General features: G+C 70.0%; 6 protein-coding genes and 1 pseudogene. 5 read left to right on the top strand and 2 right to left on the bottom strand.

Going from position 1 to position 4,147, the window contains the following annotated elements; all coding sequences use genetic code 11:
- Positions 1-218 (bottom strand): annotated as a pseudogene (locus tag ACEN88_RS25825) (hypothetical protein); the annotation flags it as partial.
- A gap of 34 nt (positions 219-252) precedes the next feature.
- On the opposite strand from ACEN88_RS25825, the gene ACEN88_RS25820 reads away from it, so the two are divergent.
- The 5 genes from ACEN88_RS25820 to ACEN88_RS25800 all read left to right on the top strand — a co-directional run bounded on the left by ACEN88_RS25820 (position 253) and on the right by ACEN88_RS25800 (position 3,731).
- Positions 253-303, top strand: a complete 51-nt coding sequence (locus ACEN88_RS25820) for a hypothetical protein (protein ID WP_413344266.1) — start codon at positions 253-255, stop codon at positions 301-303.
- A gap of 141 nt (positions 304-444) precedes the next feature.
- A complete protein-coding gene (locus tag ACEN88_RS25815; RefSeq protein ID WP_413344264.1) occupies positions 445-1,635 on the top strand; it encodes an acyl-CoA dehydrogenase family protein in 1,191 nt (396 codons plus the stop codon).
- Between the two features lie 8 nt (positions 1,636-1,643).
- Positions 1,644-2,804: an acyl-CoA dehydrogenase family protein gene (locus ACEN88_RS25810; protein ID WP_413344263.1), complete on the top strand. Its 1,161-nt coding sequence runs from the start codon at positions 1,644-1,646 to the stop codon at positions 2,802-2,804.
- Positions 2,801-3,271, top strand: a complete 471-nt coding sequence (locus ACEN88_RS25805) for a MaoC family dehydratase (RefSeq protein WP_413344262.1) — start codon at positions 2,801-2,803, stop codon at positions 3,269-3,271. The genes ACEN88_RS25810 and ACEN88_RS25805 overlap by 4 nt, the downstream gene beginning before the upstream one ends.
- On the top strand, positions 3,264-3,731 hold the full coding sequence (locus ACEN88_RS25800) for a MaoC family dehydratase (protein ID WP_413344260.1): 468 nt from the start codon (positions 3,264-3,266) through the stop codon (positions 3,729-3,731). Before ACEN88_RS25805 ends, ACEN88_RS25800 begins: the two co-directional genes overlap by 8 nt.
- 4 nt (positions 3,732-3,735) lie before the next feature.
- On the opposite strand, the gene ACEN88_RS25795 is transcribed toward ACEN88_RS25800, so the two are convergent.
- Entirely contained in the window at positions 3,736-4,026 is a 291-nt protein-coding gene (locus tag ACEN88_RS25795; protein ID WP_413344258.1) for a diguanylate cyclase domain-containing protein, read from the bottom strand.
- Between the last annotated feature and the right edge of the window lie 121 nt (positions 4,027-4,147).

The raw sequence follows: 4,147 nt of genomic DNA, 5'->3' as shown, positions 1-4,147 counted from the left end.
ATGCCGCCGATGCCGCCGCCGTTGCCGGCGCTGCCGCCGGCATGGCTGTTCTGCGCCGGGATCGGCAGCTGGACGATGGCGCCGCCCTCCTGGCCGCCGGCCGCCGGCGTGATCACCGTCGCGCCGTTCCCATTGTTGTAATTGCCGGACGGGGCGCCGTCGACGCCGTTGCCCGCATTCGTCGAGCCGCCGCCCTTGGTGGAACCACCGCCGGCCACCGCCGTGCCGGAACCGTCGTCGATCGCCCTGATGATGGCGGGCATGCTGGGCGCGATGGGCATCGTCCGTCGCCGCAAGCGCTGATCGCCAGGCTACGCGGCAGCACGAACGCCCCCGCCCGCGCGGGGGCGTTTGCATTTGGGCCGCGCGCTTCTTGCCGGATGATTTCGGGTACAATCTTTTGAACGGTCGTGCTTTTTTGGCCGGCATAACAAAGGAGACAACATGGACCTGACCTATACCGGCGACGACCTGGCCTTCCGCGACCAGGTGCGTGCCTTCCTCGAGGCCGAACTGCCGGCCGACCTGCGCCACAAGGTGGCCAACCACCTGCGCCTGCACAAGGACGACTACGTGCGCTGGCACCGCATCCTCGCGCGCCGGGGCTGGGCCGCGCCCGGCTGGCCGCGCGAGTACGGCGGCCCGGGATGGACGCCCGTGCAGCGCCACATCTTCGAGGAGGAATGCGCCCGCGCCGGTACGCCGCCCGTGCTGCCGTTCGGGGTGAACATGGTCGCGCCCGTCATCATGGCGTTCGGCAGCGAGGAACAGAAAGCGTATTACCTGCCGCGCATCCTGGCGTGCGAGGACTGGTGGTGCCAGGGCTATTCCGAGCCGGGCGCCGGGTCCGACCTCGCGTCGCTGAAGACGACGGCGGTGCGCGACGGGGATCACTACATCGTCAACGGCCAGAAGACGTGGACGACGCTGGCCCAGCACGCCGACATGATCTTCTGCCTCGTGCGTACCGACCCGGCCGTGCGCAAGCAGGAGGGCATCTCGTTCCTGCTGGTCGACATGCATGCGCCCGGCGTCACCGTGCGCCCCATCGTCATGCTCGACGAGGACCACGAGGTGAACGAGGTCTTCTTCGACAACGTGCGCGTGCCCGTGGCGAACCTCGTCGGCCAGGAAAACCGCGGCTGGACGTATGCGAAATATCTGCTGGGCCACGAGCGCACGGGGATCGCGGCCGTGGGCCGGTCCAAGCGCGAGCTGGCCCGGCTCAAGGCGCTCGCCCGGCGCGAGCGGAAGGACGGCGCGCCGCTGCTGCGCGATCCGCTGTTCGCGGCGAAAGTGGCGGACCTCGAGATCGAGCTGATGGCCCTCGAGATGACGGTGTTGCGCGTGCTGGCGCAAGCCGACAGGGCGCCGGGGCCGGAAGCGTCCGTGCTGAAGGTGCGCGGCACCGAGATCCAGCAGCGGCTGTCGGAACTGATGGTCGAGGCGGCCGGCCCGCTGGCGCTGCCGTTCGACCCGGCCTACCTGGAAGGCGAGCAGGCGCACAGCGCCATCGACGACGACTTCGCCGCGCCGCTGCTGCCGCATTACTTCAATTTCCGCAAGACGTCGATCTACGGCGGCTCGAACGAGATCCAACGCAACATCATCTCCCAGATGATCCTGGGCCTGTGAGGAAAGACATGGACTTCAACTTCAAGGAAGAGCAGCTGCAACTGGCGGATGCGCTCAAGCGCTGGATCGCGCGCGACTACACGTTCGAGGCGCGCCGCGCCATCGTCGGGTCGCCGGCCGGCGTATCGGATGCCGCCTGGGCCACGCTCGCCGAGCTCGGCCTCACGGCACTGCCGCTGCCGGAAGCGCAGGGCGGCTTCGATGGCGATGCCGTCGACATGTTCGTCGTGATGCAGGAACTCGGCCGCGGCCTCGTGGTCGAACCGTATTTCGCGACGATGTTTGGCGCCGAGTTCCTGCGTCGCGGGCGTGCGCATGAAGCGCTGCTCGAACGCGTGGCCGCGGGCGACCTGAAGCTGGCTTGTGCGCTGGGCGAGCGCCAGTCGCGCCACGACCTGCGCGATATCGCAACGCGTGCCGCCCCGGATGGCGCCGGCTGGCGCCTGAACGGCGAAAAGAAGGTCGTGCTGCACGGCGCGCAGGCGGGCGTGCTGATCGTGTCGGCCAGGACGGCCGGCGCGCAGCGCGACGAGGACGGCATCACGCTGTTCGCGGTACCGGCGGACGCGGCGGGCGTGGTCATGCGCGACGTGCGCATGCTGGACGGCCAGCGTGCGGCCGACGTGCTGCTGAGCGACGTGACGGTCGGCGCGGATGCCGTGATCGGCACCGTGGGCGCAGGCTGGACCATCCTGGAAGCGGCGGCCGACCATGGCGCCGGCCTGCTGTGCGCGGAAGCGTTGGGTGCGATGGATGCGCTGTTCGGCGCGACGCTCGACTACCTCAAGACGCGCCAGCAGTTCGGCGTGCCGATCGGTAAGTTCCAGGCCTTGCAGCACCGCATGGCCGACATGTACGTGCATCTGGAGCAGGCCCGTTCGATGGCGCTGCTGGCCGCCGTGCGCCTTGCCGATGATGCGCGCACGGGCAATGCCGCCGAACGCCGCCGCGCGGTCGCGGCCGCCAAGTACCGCGTGGGCCAGGCCGCCCGCTTCGTGGGCCAGCAGGCGATCCAGCTGCACGGCGGGATGGGCGTGACGGACGAGTTGCCGGCGTCGCATTATTTCAAGCGCCTGTCGACGATCGAGCTGACGCTGGGCGATTGCGACCATCACCTGGCCCGCTTCATCGCGCAGCCGGGCTTTTACGATGACGAGGAGGCGGCATGAAGGCGTACTGGTACTTCGAGGATTTCGAACCCGGCCAGGACATCGACCTGGGCACGCGCACCGTCACGGAAGACGAGATCGTCGCGTTCGCGCGGGAGTTCGATCCGCAGCCGTTCCACCTCGATCGCGGCGCGGCGGCGGAGTCGATCTTCGGCGGCGTGATCGCCAGCGGCTGGCACACGTGCGGCATGATGATGCGCATGGTCGTCGACGGGCTGCTGAACCGCTCGGCCAGCATGGGCTCGCCCGGCCTGGACGGCGTGCGCTGGCTCGCGCCGGTGCGCGCGGGGGACACGCTGAACGTGCATTACCGGACCACGCGGGTGAAGGCGTCCGCGTCGAAGCCCGACCGCGGCGTCGTCTGGTCCACGTGGGTCGCGATCAACCAGCATGGCGAGACCGTGTGCACGGTCGAAGGCATGGGCATGTTCGGGCGCCGGCCCGGCGCGGAGGCTCGCCATGGCTAGCGCCCTGCACGAAGTGACGGGGCTGGACGCGCTGCGCGGCCTCGTCGGCACGGAGCTGGGCCGGTCGCGCTGGTTCGAGATCGGCCAGGACCGCATCGCCACGTTCGCCGACGCCACCGACGACCACCAGTGGATCCACATCGATCCCGCACGCGCGGCACGCGAATCGCCGTTCGGCGGGACCGTGGCGCACGGCTTTCTCACCCTGTCGCTGCTGCCGTCGATGCTGTCCGACGTGCTCGTCATGGCCGACGCGAAGCTGGTCGTGAACTACGGCTTGAACAAGGTGCGGTTTCCCGCGCCGGTGCCGGCCGGCAGCCGCGTGCGCGCGGCGATCGTGCTGGCGGCATTGGACGATGAACATGGATCGAGCCAGCTGACGCTCGACGTCACGGTCGAACGCGAGGGCGGCACGAAGCCCGTGTGCGTGGCCGAATTCCTCGTGCGGCGCTACGCGTGAAAAACTAGGCGACGCAGTCGGCGCCGCCCAGCCGGTAGCGGTTACGGCCCTCGGCCTTGGCCTGGTACAGCAGGGCGTCGGCCACCTGGATCAGGTCGGCCGGGATACTGTGCTCGCCCGGCACCATGCAGGCGATGCCCATGCTGGCGGTCAGGCGGGAGGCCGTGGGCGATGCGGCGTGCGGGATCGCCATCTGCTCCAGCTCCGTCATCAGGCGGTGCGCCACGCCGGTGGCGCCACGGCCGTCCAGCTGCGGCAGCAGGATCGCGAATTCCTCGCCGCCGTAGCGCGCCACGAGGTCCTGCGTGCGCGCGGCGGCGCGCCGCCTCGCGGTCGCGGACAGCCCCCGCGGGGCGGCGCCCGGCCGGGGGGGGGGGGGGGGGGGGGTTAAGTTTTAAATGGGGGGGTGGGGGGGG

This window comes from Massilia sp. CT11-108 (genome assembly GCF_047302915.1).
Taxonomy (GTDB): Bacteria; Pseudomonadota; Gammaproteobacteria; order Burkholderiales; family Burkholderiaceae_D; genus Telluria; species Telluria orientalis.
This window is presented reverse-complemented; position numbering and strand designations above follow the sequence as displayed.

Excerpts from the sequence above, each read along its gene's own strand:
- ACEN88_RS25805 (WP_413344262.1), top strand. The coding sequence starts at position 2,801 with ATGAAGGCGTACTGGTACTTCGAGGATTTCGAACCCGGCCAGGACATC.
- ACEN88_RS25810 (WP_413344263.1), top strand. The coding sequence starts at position 1,644 with ATGGACTTCAACTTCAAGGAAGAGCAGCTGCAACTGGCGGATGCGCTC.
- ACEN88_RS25815 (WP_413344264.1), top strand. The coding sequence starts at position 445 with ATGGACCTGACCTATACCGGCGACGACCTGGCCTTCCGCGACCAGGTG.
- ACEN88_RS25800 (WP_413344260.1), top strand. The coding sequence starts at position 3,264 with ATGGCTAGCGCCCTGCACGAAGTGACGGGGCTGGACGCGCTGCGCGGC.